At 67.8% G+C, this 22,483-nt stretch carries 21 protein-coding genes; 14 read left to right on the top strand and 7 right to left on the bottom strand.

All coding sequences use genetic code 11. The features are described 5' to 3' along the window. Positions 1–85: 85 nt before the first annotated feature. Positions 86–817 (bottom strand): GntR family transcriptional regulator, encoded by a 732-nt coding sequence (locus B9Y97_RS06465; RefSeq protein WP_085525972.1) that lies wholly within the window; start codon positions 815–817, stop codon positions 86–88. A gap of 135 nt (positions 818–952) precedes the next feature. Here B9Y97_RS06465 and B9Y97_RS06460 point away from each other — a divergent pair, with 135 nt between their 5' ends. Beyond that, a complete protein-coding gene (locus tag B9Y97_RS06460) occupies positions 953–1,276 on the top strand; it encodes a P-loop NTPase family protein (RefSeq protein ID WP_085525971.1) in 324 nt (107 codons plus the stop codon). Here the strand turns inward: B9Y97_RS06460 and cueR are convergent. Then, positions 1,273–1,671: a Cu(I)-responsive transcriptional regulator gene (gene cueR, locus B9Y97_RS06455; RefSeq protein WP_085525970.1), complete on the bottom strand. Its 399-nt coding sequence runs from the start codon at positions 1,669–1,671 to the stop codon at positions 1,273–1,275. The genes B9Y97_RS06460 and cueR overlap by 4 nt on opposite strands. Beyond that, entirely contained in the window at positions 1,668–4,109 is a 2,442-nt protein-coding gene (locus B9Y97_RS06450) for a heavy metal translocating P-type ATPase (RefSeq protein ID WP_085528139.1), read from the bottom strand. The genes cueR and B9Y97_RS06450 overlap by 4 nt, the downstream gene beginning before the upstream one ends. A 128-nt stretch (positions 4,110–4,237) precedes the next feature. On the opposite strand from B9Y97_RS06450, the gene B9Y97_RS06445 reads away from it, so the two are divergent. Genes B9Y97_RS06445 through lpxK form a run of 3 tightly spaced genes read left to right on the top strand, consistent with a single transcriptional unit; the run spans position 4,238 to position 6,747 of the window. Further along, on the top strand, positions 4,238–4,438 hold the full coding sequence (locus B9Y97_RS06445) for a heavy-metal-associated domain-containing protein (RefSeq protein WP_085528138.1): 201 nt from the start codon (positions 4,238–4,240) through the stop codon (positions 4,436–4,438). A gap of 60 nt (positions 4,439–4,498) precedes the next feature. Then, positions 4,499–5,797, top strand: a complete 1,299-nt coding sequence (locus tag B9Y97_RS06440) for a 3-deoxy-D-manno-octulosonic acid transferase (RefSeq protein ID WP_085525969.1) — start codon at positions 4,499–4,501, stop codon at positions 5,795–5,797. Between the two features lie 2 nt (positions 5,798–5,799). Further along, the gene (lpxK, locus tag B9Y97_RS06435) at positions 5,800–6,747 is read left to right on the top strand and encodes a tetraacyldisaccharide 4'-kinase (protein ID WP_085525968.1); all 948 of its coding nucleotides are present in this window, start codon (positions 5,800–5,802) and stop codon (positions 6,745–6,747) included. Here the strand turns inward: lpxK and B9Y97_RS06430 are convergent. Together B9Y97_RS06430 and B9Y97_RS06425 are read right to left on the bottom strand one after the other, a co-directional pair. Continuing rightward, positions 6,741–7,409 carry a DsbA family protein gene (locus tag B9Y97_RS06430; protein ID WP_085525967.1) on the bottom strand — a complete coding sequence of 223 codons (669 nt, stop codon included), beginning with the start codon at positions 7,407–7,409 and terminating at the stop codon, positions 6,741–6,743. The two genes, lpxK and B9Y97_RS06430, sit on opposite strands and share 7 nt — an antisense overlap. Before the next feature lie 10 nt (positions 7,410–7,419). Then, positions 7,420–7,917, bottom strand: a complete 498-nt coding sequence (locus B9Y97_RS06425; protein WP_139828245.1) for a DUF721 domain-containing protein — start codon at positions 7,915–7,917, stop codon at positions 7,420–7,422. Between the two features lie 112 nt (positions 7,918–8,029). Here B9Y97_RS06425 and mutY point away from each other — a divergent pair, with 112 nt between their 5' ends. From mutY to B9Y97_RS06375, 10 genes are all read left to right on the top strand, one after another. Continuing rightward, a complete protein-coding gene (gene mutY / locus B9Y97_RS06420; RefSeq protein ID WP_085525965.1) occupies positions 8,030–9,085 on the top strand; it encodes an A/G-specific adenine glycosylase in 1,056 nt (351 codons plus the stop codon). Between the two features lie 76 nt (positions 9,086–9,161). Further along, positions 9,162–10,301 (top strand): alkane 1-monooxygenase, encoded by a 1,140-nt coding sequence (locus tag B9Y97_RS06415; RefSeq protein WP_085525964.1) that lies wholly within the window; start codon positions 9,162–9,164, stop codon positions 10,299–10,301. Between the two features lie 176 nt (positions 10,302–10,477). Beyond that, entirely contained in the window at positions 10,478–11,296 is an 819-nt protein-coding gene (locus B9Y97_RS06410; RefSeq protein WP_085525963.1) for an urease accessory protein UreD, read from the top strand. Positions 11,297–11,308: 12 nt separating this feature from the next. After that, positions 11,309–11,611 (top strand): urease subunit gamma, encoded by a 303-nt coding sequence (locus tag B9Y97_RS06405; RefSeq protein ID WP_085525962.1) that lies wholly within the window; start codon positions 11,309–11,311, stop codon positions 11,609–11,611. Between the two features lie 9 nt (positions 11,612–11,620). Next, positions 11,621–11,926, top strand: coding sequence for an urease subunit beta (locus B9Y97_RS06400; RefSeq protein ID WP_085525961.1), 306 nt, complete (start codon positions 11,621–11,623; stop codon positions 11,924–11,926). 306 nt (positions 11,927–12,232) lie between these two features. Beyond that, positions 12,233–13,939 carry an urease subunit alpha gene (gene ureC / locus B9Y97_RS06395; protein ID WP_085525960.1) on the top strand — a complete coding sequence of 569 codons (1,707 nt, stop codon included), beginning with the start codon at positions 12,233–12,235 and terminating at the stop codon, positions 13,937–13,939. Positions 13,940–13,948: 9 nt separating this feature from the next. Beyond that, positions 13,949–14,416, top strand: a complete 468-nt coding sequence (locus B9Y97_RS06390) for an urease accessory protein UreE (RefSeq protein ID WP_085525959.1) — start codon at positions 13,949–13,951, stop codon at positions 14,414–14,416. Between the two features lie 4 nt (positions 14,417–14,420). Continuing rightward, a complete protein-coding gene (locus B9Y97_RS06385) occupies positions 14,421–15,056 on the top strand; it encodes an urease accessory protein UreF (protein WP_085528137.1) in 636 nt (211 codons plus the stop codon). Between the two features lie 11 nt (positions 15,057–15,067). Further along, on the top strand, positions 15,068–15,679 hold the full coding sequence (ureG, locus tag B9Y97_RS06380) for an urease accessory protein UreG (protein ID WP_085525958.1): 612 nt from the start codon (positions 15,068–15,070) through the stop codon (positions 15,677–15,679). Between the two features lie 156 nt (positions 15,680–15,835). Further along, entirely contained in the window at positions 15,836–16,627 is a 792-nt protein-coding gene (locus tag B9Y97_RS06375) for a SapC family protein (RefSeq protein WP_085525957.1), read from the top strand. Positions 16,628–16,874: 247 nt separating this feature from the next. Here the strand turns inward: B9Y97_RS06375 and B9Y97_RS06370 are convergent, their stop codons facing one another. Both B9Y97_RS06370 and B9Y97_RS06365 read right to left on the bottom strand, forming a co-directional pair. Beyond that, positions 16,875–20,621 carry a translocation/assembly module TamB domain-containing protein gene (locus B9Y97_RS06370; protein ID WP_085525956.1) on the bottom strand — a complete coding sequence of 1,249 codons (3,747 nt, stop codon included), beginning with the start codon at positions 20,619–20,621 and terminating at the stop codon, positions 16,875–16,877. Next, on the bottom strand, positions 20,618–22,420 hold the full coding sequence (locus tag B9Y97_RS06365) for an autotransporter assembly complex protein TamA (RefSeq protein WP_085525955.1): 1,803 nt from the start codon (positions 22,418–22,420) through the stop codon (positions 20,618–20,620). The genes B9Y97_RS06370 and B9Y97_RS06365 overlap by 4 nt, the downstream gene beginning before the upstream one ends. Positions 22,421–22,483: the final 63 nt, after the last annotated feature.

The raw sequence follows: 22,483 nt of genomic DNA, 5'->3' as shown, positions 1-22,483 counted from the left end.
CAATCATCCTGATTTCCATCTCGTTTTTCAAGAGCGAATGATGGGATCGTCGGATTCCGCGAAAAAATGTATGCAAATGGGGGCTTCAGTCGATGACAAGCGACATTCCGGGCAGGGTGAAGTCGTTGTTCTCTTCTTTCTGGCTGGTCTCCAGGTTGTGCCGGGCGATTCGCGCGTGTTCGCGCGCCAGCGCCTCGGCCCGCGCGCCTTCACGCAATTCGATCGCCTCCACCAGCGCGCGGTGCTGCATCTGGGCAATCACCAGCCCCCTGTGCGCGGCCAGGGTCTGCCGACGCCCGAGCACAAAGGCTGAGGGCGAGGCGAAAGGCAGGGATTTCACCCGCTCCAGTTCACGCAGGATGATGGCGCTGTCGCAAAGTTGCGCGAGCGCGTCGTGGAACCTGGCGTTCAACTCGCTGTAGCGGTCGAAATCGGCGGGCGCGTCGATGGCACCGAAACAGCCGTCAATCTCGGTGACGATTGACTTTATCTTCTTGATTTTATTCGCGTCAGCGCCTCGCTCGGCGGCAAGCCGGGCGGCGGTGCCCTCAAGCACGCCGCGCAGTTCGATGGCGTCGATCACGTCGCGGTAGGTGAACGAGCGCACCACGAAGCCGCCACCGCTCGCGCGTTCGAGAAGGCCTTCCTCCGCGAGCCGCGACATCGCTTCCCGCACCGGCGTGCGCGATATTTCCAGCTCTTCCGCAAGCGCAACTTCGTAGAGCCGCGTGCCGCCCGCAAGCTGGCCTTCAATGATCCGGTGGCGCAGTTCATAGGTCGCGCGCTTGGTATGGGTGCTGCCCTTTGAGTCCGGCATGTTTCCTCCAGATGTATACACTTGATTGTATACATTGCCGGCCTTCTTGAAAGGGGGAAGGCGTTCCGGCCGGCTTGACCGTGGCCAAGGTGCCACCTAGCTTTCTGCCACGACCGCGGGGGGTGACGATCCGATATGCGCGAAATCCAGCACATCAAGGCGCGGCTTGCCGCCGAGATCGACGGGTTCGATCCCGACAGCCACGGCCATGGCATCGGCGCGTGGAACCGGGCGATCCTCGCCGATTTCGAGGCGGCGCTGATCGAGCCGCAGCTGATCGAGGTCCACCTCGCCGGCGGGGTCACCGACTGGGCCTGGGCCGTCACCCGAACCAACGGGTGCTACAGGGTGCTCTGGCTGCCCTGGCTCGACGCGTTCTCGCTTGCCGTGGAAAGCCGGTTCGGCCCGGTCGACATCGACGTGCACGGCAATGCCATCGGTTGTTTCTCGTCGGTCTAGGCCTCGGCCTTGGCACCGCTCATGCTGGCGAGGATCGGGCAATCCGGCCGGTGGTTGCCCCGGCAGGCTTCCACGAGGCGGGCGAGCGTGTCGCGCATCTCGCGCAACTGGAGGATCTTCTCCTCGATCTCGTCGAGATGGCGCTGGGCGATCCGTTTCACATCGGCACTGGCGCGCGAGGTGTCTTCGTAGAGCGCCAGCAGCGCGCGGCAATCCTCGATGGAAAATCCGAGCGCACGGGCGCGGGCGAGGAAGGCGAGGTTGTGCACGTCGCGGGCACTGAACGCGCGGTAGCCATTGGCGGTGCGGCCCGGCGTGATCAGCCCGATTTCCTCGTAATAGCGGATGGTTTTCGCCGGCAGGCCCGCGGCCTCTGCGGCTTCGCCGATGTTCATGACGGCACCTCCACGAAGCGCAACCGGAGCGCATTGGTCAGCACGAAGACCGACGACATCGCCATGGCGAAGGCGGCGAGCATCGGCGAGAGCAGCAGCCCGGTGGCGGGGTAGATCAGACCGGCGGCGACCGGGATCAGCAACACGTTGTAGCCGAAAGCCCAGAACAGGTTTTGCCGGATGTTGCGCATGGTTTGACGCGAGAGGTGAATTGCCGTGGCCACGCCGGACAACTCGCCGGACACCAGCACCACGTCGGCCGCGCCGATGGCCACGTCGGTGCCGGTACCGATGGCCAGCCCGATGTCGGCCCCGGCAAGCGCGGGGGCATCGTTGATCCCGTCGCCGACGAACGCGGTGGTACCATGCGCCGCGCGCAGGTCTTCGATCGCCTTGACCTTGCCGCGCGGCAGCACCTCGGCGGTGACATGGTCGATCCCGAGGCGGCGCGCGATGGCCTCAGCGGTGGCACGGTTGTCGCCGGTGATCATGGCGACCGTGAGCCCCATCCGGTGCAGCGCCGTAATCGCGGCGGGGGTGCTCGGCTTGATCGGGTCCTCCACCGCGATCACCGCGGCGGCGCTTCCGTCGATGGCGGCGAACAGCGGGGTCTTGCCGTCGCGGGCGAACCCGGCGGCGGTATCGGCCAGCGTTTCAAGCGCGATCTTTTCGCGTTCCATCAGCCGCTCGGCCCCCACGAGCACGGTTTTGCCCTCGATCTCGGTCTTGATGCCATAGCCCGGCAGGGCGCGGAATTTTGCGACCTCCGGCAAGGTGAGGCCCTGCGCCTCGGCGGCCCGCAGGATCGCGGAGGCAATCGGGTGTTCCGATTGCGCCTCGGCGGCCGCGACGAGGCGGAGCACCTCGGCGTCGTCCATTCCCTTGGCGGTCACGAGGTCGGTCAGTTCCGGGCGGCCCTCGGTGAGTGTGCCGGTCTTGTCGAGCGCGATCACCTTTACGCTTTCCATCACCTGCAACGCGTCGCCCTTGCGAAACAGCACCCCAAGCTCGGCCCCGCGCCCGGTGCCCACCATGATCGAGGTGGGCGTGGCGAGACCCATGGCACAGGGGCAGGCGATGACCAGCACCGAAACCCCGGCCACCAGCGCGAAGCTCAGCGCCGGTGCCGGGCCGAAGGCAAGCCAGGCCAGCACGGTGATCACGGCAATCGCCATCACCCCCGGCACGAACCAGCGCGTGACCCGATCGACCAGCGACTGGATCGGCAACTTGGCGCCCTGCGCCTGCTCGACCATGCGGATGATCTGCGCAAGCGTGGTATCGGCACCGACACGGGTGGCCTCCACCCGGAGCGCGCCGGTGGTGTTCACGGTGCCGCCGGTGACCTGCGCGCCTTGCGCCTTCTCCACCGGCACCGGCTCGCCGGTGATCATGCTTTCGTCAACGTAGCTCTCGCCGGACACCACCCGCCCGTCGGTGGCGACCGACTCGCCGGGCCGCACGAGGACGATGTCGCCGGTCGTGATCTCGTCTGCGGCGATTTCCACCGTCGCGCCGTCGCGCTCGACTCGCGCGGTCTTGGGCTGAAGCTGCATCAGCGCCCGGATCGCCTCGCCGGTGCGGCCCTTGGCGCGCGCTTCCATCCAGCGCCCGAACAGGATGAGCACCACGATCACCGCCGCGCTCTCGAAATAGACGTTGGCGGTGCCCTCGGGGAACAGCCCCGGCGCGAAGGTGGCGAGGCTGGAGTAGACAAACGCCGCGGCGGTGCCCATGGCGACGAGCGAATTCATGTCGGGCGAGCCTTGCAGGAGCTGCGGGATGCCCTTGGTATAGAACCGCTGGCCCGGGCCGATCAGCACCGCCCCGGTGAGCAGGAATTGCAGAACGCGGGACGTTTGCATCCCGATCGTGTCATGAACCCAGTGATGAAACGCAGGCACCAGATGCCCGCCCATCTCGACGATGAAGACCGGCAGCGTCAGTGCGGCGGCGAGCAACGTCAGCCAGCCGAGACGGGTGATTTCCTGCGCCTTGCGCCGGGCCATGTCCTGCCCGGAGGCGGTGCGCACCTTCGCCGGATAGCCGGTGGCGGTGATCGCGGCAGCCACGGCGGAAGGCTTCACCGCACCGGAGGCGATGGTCACGCTCGCGGTATCGGTGGCGAGGTTGACATGGGCTTCCACCACGCCGGGCAGGCCAATGAGCGCGCGTTCAACCTTGGAGACGGCGGCGGCGTCGGTCAGGCCGTCGACCGCGACCTCCAGCCTGTCGGTTACCACAGGGTAGCCGGCGTGAGACAGTGCCTCGACGGCGCGGGCAAGGTCGGACGGGTCTTCGACCGACATCTGCGCGCTTTCGCCCGCAAGGTTCACGCTGGCACCTTGCACGAACGGGAGATCGTCGAGTGTACGTTCCACCTTGCCGACGCAGGTTGCGCAGGTCATGCCTTCGACTTGGAGAGTGAGATCGGTCATCTGCGGTCCATGGATGTTTTCGCGCAACAGTTAGACATTCCAGTTACTGGAAGGTCAAGGGGCACCTGCGCTTTGACCGTTGACCGCGGCCGGGCGCCGACCTTACCTCGAAAAAAATGGAGGTGACCATGAGCCGATTTTCCGTTCCCGAGATGAGTTGCGGCCATTGCAAGGCGTCGATCGAGGGCGCGCTGCTCGATGCCGATCCGGGCGCAGAGCTGGACTTCGACATGGCGGCGCGCGAAGTCGCGGTGGACGCCGTGCTCGACGAGGGCGAGATCATCGCCGCGATCAAGGCCGCGGGTTTCGAAGCCAAGCCGCTCGGCTGAGGGCTTTTCGCTTTCGCAGCGGTGAACTACGGTCACCGTGACCGACACGGCGGAGGCGTCATGACCAGAGGACCGGGGCTAGCGCTCTCGCTCTACCTTGCCGCGCAGAAATCGCGCGGACGGGTGCGGGCGGAAAAGCGCCTTCGGCAGGAAATGAAAGCCGGGCGGGAAGATGCTGCCCGCGCCGCGGAGCGTCTGGGCGCATCCGATCTCGCGCGCCCGGAGGGGCCGCTTGTCTGGATCCACGTTGGTAGCGAGACCGAGGCGCTTGGTATCCCCGACCTGATCGACCGGTTGCGCGACGACCGCGAGGAAATCGCCGTCCTGATCACAACGGCACGGCACGGCGCCGACGAACTGCTCGCGGCGCGGCTGCCACGCGATGTCTTGCTGCAATCGGCACCCTATGGAATCGGGCCGGGGCCGGCGGGGTTTCTGGCGCACTGGCGGCCCGACGTGGCGATCTGGGCCGACAACCAACTGGATCCGGTTCTGATCGAGACGGCGCACCGGGCTGGCGTTACGCTGCTGCTGGTCGATGCCCGGGTGCCGGAGCGGCCCGGCTGGCGCTGGATGCCGGGGCTTCGCCGCGCGGTATTGCGCCGCTTTGCCCATGTTCTGGCGGGCGATGCGCGCGCCGACGCGGGATTGCGTGCGCTCGGTGTCGCGGCCAAGCGGATCGAGGTGACGGGATTTTTGCAGGAGGGTGCCGCGCCGCTGCCCTGCAGTCAGGCCGAGCGCGACTTGCTCGCGGAATTGCTGGCCGCACGGCCGGTCTGGTTCGCCGCGGGGGCGACGCCGGGCGAAGTGCCGATGATCACCGCGGCGCATCAACAGGCGATGCGGCGGGCACATCGGCTGTTGTTGATTCTCGCCCCCGAACCCGGCCAGAATGGACCGGAGATTGCCGCCGGTCTGGAGGCGGACGGCTGGGTGGTCGGTTTGCGGTCGGCAGAGGATGAACCCGAGCCGGACGTGGAAATCTTCATCGCCGATGTGCCCGGCGAACTGGGGCTCTGGTATCGGCTTTCACCGATCTCGCTGATCGGGGGCACCCTGCTTGGCGAACCCGAGTTCGGCGCGCGCAACCCTTACGAGGCGGCGGCGCTCGGCTCGGCGGTGTTGTTTGGCCCGCACATGGGGCTATGGCGCGAGAGCTATACCCGGCTGCGCGAAGGCGGCGCGGCACGCACGGTGAGCGATACCGCCAGCCTCTCGCGCGCGGTGGAATTTCTGCTCGCGCCCGACAAGGTGGCCGACATGGCATCGGCGGCCTGGGAGGTGACGACCTCGGGCGCGGAGGCGACCGACCGGGTGGTGGCACTTGTCTTCGATGCGCTCGACGCCCGGGGATTGTGACCATGGCGGCGCGTTTCTGGTATCGTTCGCCCGGCCCGGTGCTGCGCCTTGTCGGCCCGATCTCGCCGGGGCGAACCCTGCGTTCTCCCGTTCCCCAACGGATGGCGGTGCCGGTCGTGGCGGTGGGGAGCCTGTCGCTTGGCGGCACCGGCAAGACGCCCACAGTGATCGCGCTGGCGCAGCGGCTGGCGCTGCAGGGGCGCGCGGTTCATGTCGTCACCGGCGGGACAGGCGCTGCGCTGCGAGTCGAGGAACGGCGGCACCGGGTTGCCGACGTCGGCGACGAGCCGATCCTGATCTCGGCCTTCGCGCCGACCTGGGTGGCGGCAGACCCGGTTGCGGGCGTGCAGGCGGCGGCGGAGGCCGGTGCGGAGATCGTCGTGCTCGACGGCGGCGTGCCCGCGGGGCCTGTGGCCGCCGATCTGCGGATCATGGTCGAAGATGCCGCGCGCGGCTTCGGCAACGGGTTTGCCTGGCCACTCGGGCCGTTGAAGCAGCGGCTTGCGACCGGGCTTTCCGAAGTTGACTTGGTGCTGACGGTGGGGCCGGAATCGGCGCAGGCGCGGTTTCGCGACGTCTGGGCCGATACGCTGCCCTGCCTGCACCTCACCGCGCGGCTGGAGCCCTTGCCGACGGGCATGGACTGGCACGGGCTCGACGTCGTGGCCTTCGCCGGGATCGGTGCGCCCGAGCGCTTCTTCGCCACGCTGCGGGGGCTTGGGGCCAACCTGCTGCGGGCGCAGGCGCTCACCGATCACCAGGAGTTGACGCCTGCGTTGATGGCCCGGCTCGATGCCGAGGCGCGCCAGCGCGGCGCGCAACTTGTCACAACGGAAAAAGACGCGGTGCGTCTGCCCCGCGCCTTTCGCCCGAAGGTGGTGAGCCTGCCGGTGCGTCTCGAACTCGACGATTGGGCGGCGCTGGATGCGCGCCTGCCGGTGCCCTACTGAGCCGCGAGCCGTGCCTCGATGATCTCCTTGAGCGCGTCGTAGCTCATGTTGGAGTGCTTTTCGCCGTCGATCACGAGGGTCGGCGTGGCGTCGATTTCGTGGGCCTCGGCGTTGGTCTGGTAGGTGGCGACAAGGCGCGTGGCCATGTCCTGATCCGCGAAGCAGGCGTCGATCTCGTCATCCGAAAGCCCGGCGGTCTTGCCGATCCGGCGCAGGTTGGCGAGAATCTCGTCGCCTTCGCCCGAGCCGATCCAGTCTTTCTGCTGCTCGTAGAGCATGCCGGAGATGCCGAAATAGCGCATGTCGCCGCCGCAATTGGCGACCATCCCGCCCCAGAGCGCGTAGCGGTCGAAGTAGACTTCGTGGTGCACGTAGCGCACCTTGCCGGTGTCGATGTAGTCGGCCTTGAGGTTCTTGTACTGGTCGGCGTGGAAGGTGGCGCAATGCGGGCAGGTGTAGGAGGAAAAGACCTCGACGGTTACCGGCGCGTCTTCGTCTCCGATCACCCGCTCGGGCAGAAGTTCGGCGGACTCCAGTGCTTCCTCGGAGTCCTGCGCCCCGGCGGGAGATACCACGCCATTGCCGCCGGGTTGGGTGAAATACCATGCGCCACCGGCAACGGCGATGAGCGCAAGGGCGATAACGGGTAGGATACGGGTCATGGAATTCCTCTCAGTCGGCCGGTTGTTTCCGGCGGGATAGGACGTTTTGCGCCAGCGATTCAAGCGCCTCGCGCAGGTTTTCATCGTGCACACCTTCCGCGACTTCCCGCGCGTGGGAGGCAATTTCAGGGTCGGGCCCGGTGGCGGGTTTGCGCGGCGGTCGGACAAACTGCGCCTGGCCCTCCGCAAATCCGGTGGGGGCGGTCTGGGTGATACGAATCCGCGAGATCGCGGCATAGCCATAGGTGGCGTTCACCTTCTCGCGGATCTTTTCCTTCTGCATTTCCAGCATCGGTGCATTTGCCCCGGTGGTCAGCAATACCAGCGTGGCCCCGAAGCCGCCGCGATGCCCGTAGTTGACCTCGACAGGGCGGGCGATGCGCGCCACCTCCGGCCCGGCGATCTCGTCCCAATGGGTGAGCAGCCGGGTCACGGCGAAGCCCCGGGTTTCGCCCGCCTTGCGGATGCGGGGCACCAACAGGCTCGCGGTGCGCTCAAAGCCCCGCATGCGGCGGTCCGGCTCATTTTTTCGTGTGCTCACTGGCATGTCCTCTCACCCACGCGATACTAGGGCCCATGGCGCGGCTGTGCCACTTCAAACCGGCGGGAGCGAATAAAACATGCGTGACGCGGCGATTATGGCGGCGGATCTCCTCGGCTGGTATGATCGCCACGCCCGTGATCTGCCCTGGCGGGTGGCCCCCGAGGCGGGGCGCGCGGGGCAGCGGGCCGATCCTTATGCCGTCTGGCTCTCCGAGGTGATGCTTCAGCAAACCACGGTTGCGGCGGTGAAGAGCTATTTCACCCGGTTTCTCGAACTCTGGCCCGATGTCGGGGCGCTCGCGGCGGCGGATGACGCGCAGGTGATGGGCGAATGGGCCGGGCTTGGCTACTACGCCCGTGCGCGCAACCTGCTCAAATGCGCCCGCGTGGTGGCGGGCGCGCATGACGGTGCCTTCCCCGACACCGCCGAGGGGCTGCGCGCGCTTCCCGGCATCGGTCCCTATACCGCGGCGGCAATTGCCGCGATCGCTTTCGACCGGCCCGAGGCGGTAGTGGATGGCAATGTCGAGCGGGTGATGGCGCGGCTCTTCCGGGTGGAAACGCCGCTGCCCACGGCCAAGCCCGAGTTGCGCGACCGGGCGGCGGAGATGACGCCGCGCGCACGCCCCGGCGACTATGCCCAGGCGGTGATGGACCTAGGCGCAACGATCTGCACGCCCAAGCGTCCCGCCTGCGGAATCTGTCCGTGGCAGGCCGATTGCCGCGCCCGGGCGGCGGGCGTTGCCGCCGACCTGCCCGCCCGAGCGGCGAAAAAGCCCAAACCCGTGCGCCATGGCGTGGCCTTTGTCGGGCGGCGTAGCGATGGCGCTTGGCTGCTTGAACGGCGCCCGGATGGCGGGCTGCTGGGCGGGATGCTCGGCTGGCCCGGCGGCGGTTGGGACGACACGCACGCACCGGTTCCGCCCGCCGAGGCCGACTGGCGCGACCCCGGGGCGGAGGTGCGCCACACCTTCACGCATTTTCACCTGCGGCTCGCGTTGCGGGTGGCCGAGCTGCCCGCCGATTGCCGGCCCGAGCGCGGCGATTTCGTGGTGGGTTTGCGCCCCTCCGATCTGCCGACGGTCATGCGCAAGGCATTCGATATGGCCCGAAGCACGCTTGACCTTGCTTGAGTCATACCGCCACACCCGTTGAGTGTGATCGCAACGCGGCGTATGCTTGCAACCGAGGGCTTCGAAAGGTCGTGCCATGATCCCCGCTCCCGTGATCGCGCGGTTTTCCTCCGCGTTGCCGTTCTGGGTCTCGCTGCTGCTGCTGCCGCTGGTGATCCTCTCGGCCCGTTACGGCGGCTGGGCGATGATCCTGCCGCCGCTCGGGGCCTGGTGGCTCTATTCCGGGCTCGACGCGGTGCTCGGGCGCAACACCGAGAACCCCGACCCCGAGACCCCCGACAGCTACCTGCTGTGGTACAAGCTCATCACCTGGATCTGGCTGCCGATCCAGATCGTGCTGATCTACGGCACGATCTGGTATGTCACCGGCGCGAGCCATCTCACCGGTTGGGAGAAGCTCGGCGTGTTCTTCGGTGTCGGCGTGCTGACCGGCTCTATCGGCATCGTCTACGCGCATGAGCTCCTGCACCAGTCCGACCGGTTCGAGCGCTGGCTGGCCGACCTTCTGCTCGCCACCGTGCTCTACAGCCATTTCCGCACCGAACACCTGCTCGTCCATCACCCTTGGGTGGGTACAAGACGCGACGCGGTGACGGCGCGCTACAACGAGGGGTTCCACCGCTATTTCCTGCGCGTGCTCGTGAGCGGACCGGCCTCGGCCTGGGCCGCCGAGAAGGCGATGCTGGCGCGGCGCGATCTTTCGCCCTTCGACGGTGCCAACCCGTTCTGGCGCTATGCCGCTTTGCAGGCCGGGGCGCTGATCCTCGCGCTGCTCATCGGCGGATGGGAGGGGCTCGGGCTGTTCATCTTCCAGGCCTTCGTGGCGATCTGGCAGCTTGAGCTGACGAATTACGTTGAGCATTACGGGCTGACCCGCAAGTATCTCGGCAACGGCAAGTATGAACCCGTCCGCCCGCATCATTCATGGAACGCCGACCACAAGGCGACGAGCTGGCAGTTCATCAACCTCCAGCGCCATTCCGATCACCATTACAAGCCCGCTCGGCGATATCCGCTGTTGCAGACCTACCCGGACGCGGAAGCGCCGCAACTGCCGCTGGGCTATCCGCTGATGGCACTGGCCGCGATGGTGCCGCCGCTGTGGCGCCGGGTGATGAACCCGAGGGTGCGCAGATGGCGCAAGGATCATTACCCCGAGATCACCGACTGGACGCCCTACAAGCGGGGCGATTTCCCCGCGCCGGAAATCCGCTGAGCATTCCTTTTTCGACGTCCGGGCGTCTTGCGCAAAGTGGCGTCGTTATGGGCGGCCTGCCCGAAATCTAGGCAAACACGCCCGGCTTGCGCCCTTGCGGGCACTTCCGGCCCGGCCTTGGCTGGCAGGCCCGGGTGAAGCCGCTAGCGTTCGGGCAGACACAGCCGGATCGTTCGATGACCCTCACCCTCACGTCAGACCCGCGTTTCGAGCGCAGTCATGGTTCGGCCCATGTGCGGCTGCGGCCCGGTCCTGCCGGTGCCCGGATCGACGGGCTTGTGCAGTCGGGATCGGCAAAGGCGTTCATTCATGGCGCCACCTGCGGGCCCGAGGTGGTGTTTCTCAACACCTCGGGGGGGCTGGCGGGGGGCGACCGGTTGAATTACCGGCTCGATCTGGACGCCGGCTGCCGCGCCACCGCCACGACCCAGACCGCCGAGCGCGCCTATCGCAGCACGGGCCCGAAGGCGCGGGTCCGCGTCGTGCACAGTCTGGGGGAGGGCGCGCATCTCGACTGGTTGCCACAGGAGACCATCCTGTTCGACCAGAGCGCACTTGAGCGCGAAACCTTGATCGACCTCGGCGCGCGGGCCTCCTGCCTGATGCTGGAGGCGGTGGTTCTGGGCCGTGCCGCGATGGGCGAAACCCTCGCGCGCGTCGCCTTCGATGATCGTCGCCGCATCCTGCGCGCGGGGCGGCCGGTGCTGGTCGAGCCGCTGCGGCTCACCTCCGAGGCGCTCACCGCCGGGGTGGCGGTTCTGCACGGCGCGCGGGCCTTCGCGACGCTCGCGATGGTTGGTCCGGGGGCGGAAGACGCCACCGGGCCGGTGCGTGCGCAACTCGACGAGCCGGGCGTGTCGGGCGGGGCTTCCGGCTTCGACGGCAAGCTGGTGATCCGGCTGATGGCGGCGGATGGCTGGCCGCTCAGAAAACAGATCCTGCGGCTGCTGGCGGTGCTCAGGCCCGGCCCGCCGCCGCGGGTATGGCAGATCTAGGAGACCGACGAGATGAACCTCACTCCCCGGGAAAAGGACAAGCTGCTGATCAGCCTCGCCGCCATGGTGGCGCGCGGGCGGCTGGCGCGCGGCGTGAAGCTCAATTACCCCGAGGCGGTGGCGCTGATCACCGATTTCGTGGTCGAGGGCGCGCGCGATGGGCGTGCCGTCTCCGACCTGATGGCGGCGGGCGCGCATGTGATCACCGCCGAGCAATGCATGGAGGGCATCCCCGAGATGATCCACTCGGTGCAGGTCGAGGCGACCTTTCCCGACGGCACCAAGCTCGTCACCGTGCACAACCCGATCCGATAGGAGGCGCCGATGATCCCCGGAGAAACCCTGCCCGCCGAGGGTGAGATCACCCTGAACGCGGGCGCGCCGGTGACGGTGCTGATGGTCGCCAATACCGGCGACCGCCCGGTGCAGGTGGGCAGCCACTACCATTTCGCCGAGGCCAACCCGGCGCTCGACTTCGACCGCGCCGCCGCACGCGGCCAGCGGCTCGACATTCCGGCCGGCACGGCGGTGCGGTTCGAGCCCGGGCAGGCGCGCGAGGTTCGGCTGGTGCCCTATCGCGGGGCGCGGCGGGTGTTCGGGTTCAACGGTGGCGTGATGGGGGATTTGTGATGGCCAAAGTGTTTCCGGCATGATCGGCTTTGCTCCAAACGGAGGTTCGCCCCCGGACCGAGGGTGGGGGGCGAACCGGGCCGCTTGCGGCCCGGGCGACGAAATCGATCGCCGCGCTCTTCGGAAACGAGAACCGCCGGAACTGAAAGAAGCAGCGCGGTCCCGTCCCGCGCAGGAGCCCCCCAAGATTCACATATTCAGCGGAAACCCGATGCACCGCCGAACTCCACAAATCGAACATGGACGCCTGCGGGTGTCCACGCCGCAATCCAAGCAAAGTTGGCCACAGAATTTCGGAGGTAGCTGATGCCAGTCCAGATTTCCCGCCGCGATTACGCGGCCATGTTCGGCCCCACCACCGGCGACCGGTTGCGGCTGGGCGATACCGATCTGATCATCGAGGTGGAGCGGGATCTCACCACCTACGGCGAGGAGGTGAAGTTCGGCGGCGGCAAGGTGATCCGCGACGGCATGGGGCAAAGCCAGATCACCCGCGAGGCCGGGGCGATGGATACCGTGATCACCAATGCGCTGATCGTCGACCATACCGGCATCTACAAGGCCGATGTCGGCCTGCGCGATGGCCGGATCGCGGTGATCGGCAAGGCCGGAAACCCCGATACCCAGCCGGGTGTCGACGTGTTCATCGGCCCGGGAACCGAGATCATCGCGGGCGAGGGCAAGATCCTCACCGCGGGCGGCTTCGATGCGCATATCCATTTCATCTGCCCGCAGCAGGTTGACGACGCGCTGCAATCGGGGATCACCACGATGCTCGGCGGCGGCACCGGCCCGGCCCACGGCACGCTGGCCACCACCTGCACGCCCGGGGCGTTTCACATCGGGCGGATGCTGCAAGCCGCCGACGCCCTGCCGATGAACCTCGCCTTCGCCGGCAAGGGCAACGCCAGCCTGCCCGACGAGCTCTATGCCCAGGTGCGCGCCGGGGCTTCGGCGCTGAAGCTGCACGAGGATTGGGGCACCACCCCCGCCGCGATTGATTGCTGCCTGAGCGTGGCCGAGGAAACCGACATCCAGGTGATGATCCACACCGACACGCTCAACGAATCCGGCTTTGTCGAGAACACCCTCGCCGCGATCAAGGGGCGCACGATCCACGCCTTTCATACCGAGGGGGCGGGTGGCGGCCATGCGCCCGATATCATCAAGGTGGTCTCGTCGCAGAACATCCTGCCGTCGTCGACCAACCCGACGATGCCCTACACCGTCAACACCATCGAGGAGCACCTCGACATGCTGATGGTCTGCCACCACCTTGACAAGGCGATCCCGGAGGACGTGGCTTTCGCCGAAAGCCGGATCAGGCGCGAGACCATCGCCGCCGAGGATATCCTGCACGATCTCGGGGCCTTCTCGGTGATTTCCTCCGACAGCCAGGCCATGGGTCGGGTCGGCGAGGTGATCACCCGGACATGGCAGACCGCGCACAAGATGAAGCGCCAGCGCGGTCCGCTCGACGGCGAGACCGGCGACAACGACAACCTTCGGGTGCGCCGCTACATCGCGAAATACACCATCAACCCGGCCATCGTGCATGGCATTTCGGCCCATATCGGCAGTATCGAGCCGGGCAAGCGCGCCGATCTCGTGCTGTGGTCGCCCGCGTTCTTCGGCGCCAAGCCCGACATGGTGCTGATGGGCGGCAGTATCGTGATGGCGCAGATGGGCGATCCCAACGGCTCGATTCCGGCGCAGCCGGTCCATGGCCGGATGATGTTCGGCGCGCTTGGCCGCAGCCTTGAGCGGTCCTCGGTCAGCTTCGTGAGCGCCGCAGCACAGGCCGACGGCATTGGCGCACGGCTGGGGCTCGCCAAGGACACCGTTGCCGCCGAGGGCTGCCGGGGATTGCGGAAGACCGACATGAAGCTCAACACCGCCACGCCCCGGATCGAGGTTGATCCCGAAACCTACGAGGTGCGTGCCGACGGGGTGCTGCTCACCTGCGAACCGGCCAGCGAGTTGCCGCTGGCGCAACGCTATTTCATGTATTGAGGCGCGCCGATGACCGAACTTCCGATTGCCCGCGAGTTGTTGGCGCATCCCCCGGCGCAGGTCGCCGATCACGTGGTGCTGGATTACGACCAGCGGCTCCTGCGTCGCCGCAGGCTGGTGACCAGGGGCGGGGTGGCATTTCTCGCCGATCTCACCGCGGTGACCAACCTCGACGATCACTGGGGCTTCCGGCTCGACGACGGGCGGGCGATCGGCGTTGAGCCCGCGCCGGAAGAGCTGGTGGAAGTGACCGGCGATCTGGCGCGCCTGGCCTGGCATATCGGCAATCGGCACACGCCCTGCGAGATCGGCGCGAACGCCTTGCGCATTCGGCGCGACCACGTGATCGAGGCGATGCTCGCCCGGCTCGGCGCGCGGCTGCGCCCGGTGACCGGCCCGTTTCGCCCCGAGGGCGGTGCCTATGGCGCGGGCCGCACGATGGGGCATGACCACGATCACGATCACCACCACGCCTGATATGCTGACACCGGCCCACCTCGCGCTCGTGCAATGGCTCTCACCGGGGTTTCCCACCGGTGCTTTCGCCTATTCGCACGGGCTTGAGCGCGAGATCGCGCTGGGCCACGTGACCGACGCTGCGCATTTCGAGGCGTGGCTGGCGAATATCTTGCGCTTCGGCGCGGGCTGGCAGGATGCCGTGCTGCTCTGCCATGCCTTGGACAACGATGCCGATCTCGACGCGCTGGACGATCTCGCCCGGGCGCTGCAACCCTCCGCCGAGCGCTTGCGCGAGGGGCGCGAACAGGGGGCGGCGCTCGCCCGAACGGTGTCGGCGATCACCGGGCGCGCCTTGCCCGCGCGGATGCTGCCGGTGGCGCTGGCCGAGGCTGCCCGCACGCCAGGATTGCCCAAGGCCGATGTGGTCGCGCTCTATCTGCAAGGTTTCGCGGGCAACCTCGTCACCATCGCCACCCGCCACGTGCCGCTTGGTCAGAGCGCGGCGCAAGCGGTGCTGCACCGGCTGCACCCGGTGATCGCCACGCTGGCCACCCAAGCCACCACTGCGCCGCTCGACGATCTCGGCGGCTGCGCTCTGGCGGGCGATCTTGCGGCGCTGCAGCACGAAACCATGGATGTGAGGATCTTTCGCACATGAGCATTGGGAAAATGAGCGGCCCGCTCCGGGTGGGCATCGGCGGACCTGTTGGCGCGGGCAAGACAACGCTGACCGAGCACCTCGCCCGCGCGCTGGCCACGCGCTGCTCGATGGCGGTGATCACCAACGATATCTACACCCGGGAGGATGCCGAGTTCCTGGTGCGGGCGCAGGTGCTGCCCGCCGACCGCATCCGGGGTGTCGAAACCGGCGGCTGCCCGCATACCGCGATCCGTGAGGATGCCTCGATCAACCTCGCCGCCGTGGCCGAGCTCAATGCCGCCATTCCCGATCTTGACCTGATCCTGATCGAATCGGGCGGCGACAACCTGGCCGCCACCTTCAGCCCCGAGCTTGCCGACCTCACGATCTACGTGATCGACACCGCCGCCGGGCAGGACATTCCTCGCAAGCGCGGGCCGGGGGTGACGAAATCCGATCTTCTCGTGGTCAACAAGACCGATCTCGCGCCGCACGTCGGCGTCGATCTAGCCCTGCTGGAAGCCGACACCGCGCGGGCGCGGGGGGCTCGGCCCTACGTCCTGGCCCAGTTGCACCGCGGTGTCGGGGTTGAACAGGTGCTGGGCTTCCTCGAAGATGAAGGCGGGCTCGCCCTTTCCTGACCGGCACGGTGGCTGCGGAACGGATTTCGTAGGAGCGCGGGCGGCTTGACTTTTGACCGCGTTTCCCAATCCTTGGGAGGCTTTTCCAGAGCCGACTTTCCAGATCTGCGCCAACGTCCAGAAGGTGCAGGCAGAATCCATGAGGGCAGACCCGATATGACCAACCAGCTTTTGATTTACGAAAACGCCGTTCCGATCTCGGCCGATACCCACCGCGATATCTCGGTTCGGACCGGCGCGAACTGGAAATTTGCCAAGACCTTGAACTCGGTTCCGATCGTCGTGGCGGAATTCGAGCCCGCCTGTATCGAGATGCCGATCGTCTTCGCCGGCGAGGGCGATGATATCGCGCCGGTGGCGCTGCTCGGGCTTCGGGCAGAGGAAAACCTGTTCGTCTCGCCCGAGGGCGACTGGATCGGCACCTACGTGCCTGCTTTCCTGCGGCGCTATCCCTTCGTTTTTGCGGCCACCGGTGAGAACGGCGAAACCCTGACGCTTTGCATCGACGAAGGCTTCGAGGGGCTCAACAGGGAGGGCCGCGGCGAGCGCTTGTTCGACAGCGAGGGCGAACGCACGCGCTATCTTGAGAATATGCTGCAATTCACTTCGGATTATCAGACCCAGCACATGCTCACGCGCTCATTCTGCGCCCGGCTGATCGAACTCGATCTGCTCGAACCGGCGGTGGCCACGATGAAACTGCCCGATGGCCAGTCGCATTCGCTGACCGGCTTTCGCCGGGTCAACCGCGCCAAGCTCGCCGCGCTCGGGGCGGACAGGGTCGCAGAGCTGTTCGGGAACGACTCGCTGGCGCTGATCTACTTCCACCTCGCATCACTCGGGCACATGGGGGGCCTCGTTCAGAGACTCCCCGAACAACCCTCCCAGAAGCCTGTGAAGAAAGGCAAGAAGGCCGCGAAATCGAACGCGACCGAAGCCGAGACTTAAGCCCGCCTCAGGGCGATCTCGACGGGCTGCTGCCCGCCGGGTTCGCCCTGCGCCCCCTGATGTTGGCCGAACCGCGATCAGGCTCGCATGGTTCAACTGCGGCGCGAAGATCTACACCGCGGTCGAGCGGCCGCGTGCGGTGGTGCCCGGCGCGCGCCCGGTGAATATCGAGCATTGGTTAAGGGTTTACCGCCGCGTCTCGGGCCATGGCCGATTGTGGTGCGTGCCAAGCTGTGGCCCTCCGCGCTCAATAGTCCTTCTCGAAATACACCCCGAGCCCGGTATCGCCGCTGCCCGAAACGCTCCCGCGCGCGGAGATGTTGGGGGTGATCGTCAGGTTGAGGTTGATCTCGGCATTGCCGTCCTGCCCCACCGTGACATCGGTGTAGATATTCTCGTTGATGTAGGTGCCGGCCCGCACCGCGGTGTTGCCCTCGGCGTCGGTGGTCACGTCGAGATCGTCGAGGCCGAAGCCCTGCCGCAAGTCATTGACGGTGCCCGCGCCGCCCTGCCCGGCGAGAGTTGCCACGGCACTGGCGAGCTTGAGCGCCTGGAACGGCGAGATCTGTTCGATCCCGCGTCCGAAAACGAGGCGGGCGAGGATCTCGTCCTCCGGCAGGTCGGGCGAGGAGGAAAAACGCACATCCGGTTCCGAGGCCGGGCCTTCGAGGGTGATCCGCACCTGCGTGTCGTCGGCCTGGGTTTCGGCGACGACCCTGAGATACGGGTCGAGGCTGCCCGCCAGTGTCACGATCCCCTCGGTGATCACGAGGCGGTTGCCGAGCAGGTCGAGCCGCCCCCGGACGAGTTGGAAACCGCCTTGCGGGACCACGCTCGCCGTGGTGCCGCCGATCCGGACCGAGCCGCCGAACTCGGCGTCGAGCCCGCGCCCGCGCAGGAAGATCTGCGACGGAGCGTCGACGGTGAGATCAAGGGCGTAGGGGCGCGCGCCGCCCCCGCCATTTTGCGAAATCAGCCCGGCCCGGCGGCGGGTTTCGCGCACGGTTGCGGGCTCGCCAAGGTGCTGAAGGTCGGGAAGGGTGCCACTTGCGCCGAAGCCGGTTTCCGGCACCCGCAACTCCACCGCGCCGAGCGCGAGGCGCCCCGAGATCCGTCCGCCGCCGGTCAGTGGCCCGTCCAGCGCAACCTCCCCGCTCACGCTGGTGTCGAACAGCGTTGGATCGGTGAGGCCAAGCGCCGAGAGGCGCAAGGCGAGATCGGCCGAAAACGGGGCCGAGAGTGCGACCGGGCCGGTAACGTCGAGGCGGCCCCCGGACGAAGACTCCGCGCCGAGATCAAGTGTCGCGCGGCCATTCGCGATCCGGGCGCTGCCGGTGATCGGGTCGAGCGCCATCCGCAGGCCCGGCAAGGCGAGCCGCGCGTCGGAGGTCGTGACCTGCCCGGAAAGTGCCGCCAGCGCGTAATCCCCGTTCAGGTCGAGATCGAAGCTGGCCGTCCCGGCAAGCTGTTGCGGCGCGATCAAGCGGTTGGCGAGGGCGAGCGGCGCGCGTCCCTCCAGGCCGAGCGCCGGATCGGTGCCGTCGGCCCCGAGATCGCCGCGAACCGAAAGCGTGGTGCCGCCCGGCCCGGTGCCCGTCGCGGCAACCCGCCAGCGGCCACCTCCCAGCACCGCGTCGCCCGAGGCCTCGGCCGGGCCGTCAAGTCCCGTCACCAAGAGACCGAGATCGCGCAGCCGCGCGGTGAAAGTGACCTCCGGCGCACTTCCCTCGTCGCGCCCGGTGGCCGCGATGGTCACCTCGCGCGTGGTCAGGTCGAGCCGGTCGAGCACGGCAATACCGCCCTCCCGGCGCAAGGCAAAGGCCAGATCGCTCGCCCCGCCGATCAGGTCGTCGAGAAAGTCGACCCCGAGCGCAAGCTCGCGCCCCTCGGCAGTGCCAGACGCCTCGAAATCCCCGCTCTCGGGTGCGAATTCGATCTCGGTCTGCAGCGTCAGGCCACCGTTCAGGTTTTGCCCCGCAAGCCCGGAATAGGGCCGGAGGCTTTCGATCTGTGCGCGCAGATCCGCGCTCACCGTTTCAATCCCGTTGCGCCCGCTGCGCAGCGTGCCCGTCGCCTTGGCGGTGGCCGTACCGGGCGCGCTGGCGTCGAGATCGTAGGCCCAGTCCTGCCCGGCCTGCCGCGCGGTTGCTGACAGCGCCACCCGGCCGTCCAGCCCTTCGGCAAGGCGGTCGGCGTTGGTGATCTCCAACTGCGCGTCCACGATGCTGGCCCCGGTTTTCAGCGTGGCAGCACCCTCGGCGCGGGCATGCTCCGAGACGATCGCGAAGTGCTCGATCCGGGTGCCTTCCGCGTCGCGCCGGGCATTGACCTCAAGCCTGCTCGCGCCGTCGAACAGCGCGTCGAGCCGCGGCTCGTCGATGCCGATATCCTGCGCGTCGCCCCGAATGGCAATGTCGAAAGGCCCACCGGGCAGGGCCGCGTCGCCACCGATATCGAGCCGCGCCTGCCCGGTGAGCGGCAGGCCCGCGATCGGGGCGAAACGGGCGAGATCGTCGGCCCGGAGGGTGATGTCTCCCCGGGCGAGCAGGTCGAGCCGGGCAAGGTCGGTGCCGAGCGAAAGCGCGCCGGTCACACCGTAATCCTCGCCCTCGAGTCGAAGCGCGCTGAGCCTCAGCGGCGTGCCGCCCGCCTTGGCAAAACGGGTCTGCCCGGTGATGTCCCGGCCCAGAACACCCTCGAGCGCGGGGTCGGTTGCACCAAGCCCGCGCGCCGCGAAATCCACCGTGCCGGAGAGGTTCGGCGCGCGGTCTGCGCCGCCGGGAAACAGGCTGCCCGCCCCGCGCAACTCGACGCTTTCGGCGGAGATATCGGGCCGGTCGAGCCCGGAAAGACGCAGCGATCCACTCCAGTCATCGCTGCTGCGGGCATCGTAGGCGAAGGCCAGATCCACTTCGTTGGCGCGCATCCCGGTATCGAGCGGCAGGCGCACGGGGGTGCCATCGGGCCGCGCGATCCGGCCCGCGATGTTGAGCTTCAGCGGCCAGCCGCCTTCGCGCAGCACCACGTCGCCCGAGAGCGACATCGCCCCGGCATCGAGCGCGAAGGCGGATATTTCGGTCAGCCCGTTGCCGCGCCGAACGCCATCGACCGCAAGGCGCACGTCGGTTCCGAAAAATTCGCGGGTCTCGGGCTGGAGTAGCGCCGAGGGATCGCCGGAAAGCTCAGCCTGGAAGGCGATATCCTGCGGCATCTGGCCGGGACGCAGCGCCACCTGCCCGGCAAGGCGCTGCGAGCCGTCGGTGGCAAGCGCAATGGTGGCGTCGAAATCGTCGATCGGCCCGGTCCCGCTGATTTCGAGATCGACCGGGCCGCCGCTTTCCAGCCCGATCAGCCCGGCGGCGATCCCGCCCGGCCCCTCGTTCAGCGCCAGGTCGAGCGCGAGGGTGCGGGTGTCGTTGGCATAGGCACCATCGAGGCGCAGCACGCCCTCTTTGTCGTCGATCCGCTCGATGGTGAACCGCGCCTCGCCGGCACCGCCGTCGAGCCGCCCGCCGCCCTCCAGGCGCACCACGGCGGGGGTGCCGAGAAGGTCTTCGCCGAGGTCCACCCGTTCGGCGGTGACCTGACCGATCTTGATGCTCACCGGCAATTCCGGCAGGGCGAAATCCGAAGCCTCGGCCTGTGGCCCGTCGGTGATCGCGACGGGCATGCGCCGAATCTCGATCTCGCGCGCCGAAAGGGTTTCGATTTCGAGCCGCCCGGTGAGCAGGGCCGAGCGGGTCCAGTCGAGCACCGCGTCGCGCAGGATGAACCAGATCCCGTCGTCGTCGGCGATGGTGATCTCCTCAACCGTCGCCTGTGCGCTCAGGGCCCCGGCAAAGCCGCGCACCTGAACCTCCCGGCCCGCTGCCGAAAGGTTCTTCTCAAGCCAGTTTTCCAGAAAACCCGGGCCATCCGAAACCGTCTCCTGCGCCGTCACGGGCAGGGCGCTGAGCGCCAGCACGGTGGCAAGGAGGGCGATGAAGCGAGTCAAAACGATTGTCCGATCCCGACGTAGAACTGCACCCCGTCACCGCCCGGCCCGCTGACCGGAAGCGCCACGTCGAGCCGCACCGGGCCGATCCCGGTGTAGTAGCGCAGCCCCAGCCCCGCACCCACCTGCCAGTCGCTGCCGGCGTCGAAAAACCCGTCTGCCCCGAGGTGTCCGGCATCGACGAAGGCCGCGGCACCGAAGCTATCGCTCACCTTGTAGCGCGCTTCCGCCGAAAGGCCGAGAAAGGCGCGACCGCCGACGATGGTGCCACCGCCGAGATCGACCCCGAGGGATTGGTAGGGAAAGCCGCGCACGGTGCCCCCGCCGCCCGAGAAGAAGAGGTAGTCCGGGGGCACGTCGGCCGCGCCCGCGCCAACCACCGATCCCGCGAGCGCGCGCCCGGCGAAGACGAAGCGATCATCGTCGCCAAAGCCGCGATAGGCCCGGGCATCAAGCCAGCCGCGGGCCCCCCATGCGCCGCCTTCGAGGTCGTAGAACGGTTCGAACTCGGCATTGAGATAGGCCCCGCGGGCGGGATCGAGCGTATTGTCGCGCCCGTCCCAGGTGATTTCGGCGGGCAGCGAGATCATCGAGAACCGCCGGGTTCCGAGATCGTCATCGGTGATCGTGTAGCGGTAGGCGGCCGCGATCTCGCCGTCGAGGCGGTCGGTGAAGTAGCGATGTACCCCGAACGATCCGCCGCCCTGCAGGAGCCGATAGGCGGGTTCGTCCCGGTAGGCCGCGTTGGCGAACACGAAAGCATCGGTATCGGTGCCGAAGGCGGCGGGCACGTCGAGCCGGGCCGAGACCGAGGCATCCATGCCTGGGATCGTGCCGGTGATCCCGGAAATCTCGGCGTCGAGTCGCAAGCGTTCGGCGCCGCCGAGAAGATTGCGGTGAAGCCAGAAACCCGAAACCATCGCGCCTTCGAGCGACGAGATCTCCGCTCCGAAGCCGAAGCGGCGGGGCTTCCGGTCGGCAAGGGCGAGGTCGATATCCATGCTGTTGCCTGGCCCAAGCTCTTCGGCTTCGCTCAGCGCAACGGACGCGAAGGCACCGGTGCGGCGCAGCCGGTTGGCCACGCGGTCGAGCGCGTCGGGCGAGAAGGTTGTGCCCGTGGGCAGCCCCGCGATCCGCGCAATCCGCTCGGCGCGCACGGCGGAAGGGTCGGTCTGCCGCAAGGCCCCGAAGCGCACCAGCGGACCGGGCGCGAGCTGGATATCGGCGTCGAGCGTGGCGTTGGGGTGATTGGCGACAAGCCGTTGCCCGGCCACGTTTGCCTTGGCGTGGCCCGCGTCGCGCCAATCGGCAACGCCCGCCTCCACGGCGCTCCTTATCGTCGTGCTCTGCGCCGGCGCGCCGCGCGCGAAGCCGTCCACGGGCCGCGATTCGCGTGGCAGGGGGGCGAGCCGGGCGGTGTTGAAACGATACTGCGGCCCGGGTTCGACCCGGACGGAAACGCGGGAAATGCGCTCGGGCACGTCGAAGGCCGCGATCCCGGCGGCCTCCCGGCCGTCGATCAGGATATTGATGACCCCGCCATAATGCCCGGCGGCATAGAGCGCATCGAGGAGCCGTCCGTAATCGGCGAGCGCCGCGGCAAAAACGTCGCGCGGGTCGCTCTGCCCGTTGGTCTCCAGCCCGCCAAGCAGCGAGGCATTGCGCAGGGCATCGGCGAGCGCCGGAGCACCACCGCGCAGATCAAAATCGACGCGGTCGAGCGCAAAGCTGATGCCCGGCGCGATCAGCCCCGCAAGCGCCAGCAGCGCGATCCTGATGGATTTCCCCCGATGGGCCATGCCCTTACCTCGTGCACCAGCAGCCGTGCGATGCGGCGAAAGAATTCGCCACATCCGGAGTCT

The sequence above is a fragment of the Maritimibacter sp. HL-12 genome (genome assembly GCF_900177545.1).
Taxonomy (GTDB): domain Bacteria; phylum Pseudomonadota; class Alphaproteobacteria; order Rhodobacterales; family Rhodobacteraceae; genus Sinisalibacter.
Note: the sequence above shows the minus strand (reverse complement) of the source record. Positions and strands in the feature narration are given on the sequence as shown.